Annotated in this window: 1 rRNA gene; it reads right to left on the bottom strand. The window is 55.7% G+C overall.

Features of this window, described 5'->3' with window-relative positions:
• Positions 1–2: 2 nt before the first annotated feature.
• A 5S ribosomal RNA gene (gene rrf, locus IG04_RS0142000) occupies positions 3–119 on the bottom strand.
• Between the last annotated feature and the right edge of the window lie 172 nt (positions 120–291).

The following is a 291-nucleotide window of genomic DNA, read 5'->3' as shown; positions in this document are numbered from 1 at the left end:
AAGTTCGGCGGCGACCTACTCTCCCACACCGTAACCAGTGCAGTACCATCGGCGCAGAAGGGCTTAACTACCGGGTTCGGAATGGGACCGGGTGTTTCCCCAACGCTATAACCACCGAAACACTATGGAATTCAACCTGAACCCCGAACCAGCAGGAAACAACCCTGCCAGCGGGCTCGATCGGTCCTGGTTGTTCTTCCAGAACCGCACAGTGGATGCGTAGCGTCTTTGTAACAAGTCCTCGGCCTATTAGTACCAGTCAGCTCCAACCGTTACCGGTCTTCCACCTCT

It is taken from the genome of Lentzea albidocapillata (assembly GCF_000719115.1).
Taxonomy (GTDB): domain Bacteria; phylum Actinomycetota; class Actinomycetes; order Mycobacteriales; family Pseudonocardiaceae; genus Lentzea; species Lentzea albidocapillata.
Note: the sequence above shows the minus strand (reverse complement) of the source record. Positions and strands in the feature narration are given on the sequence as shown.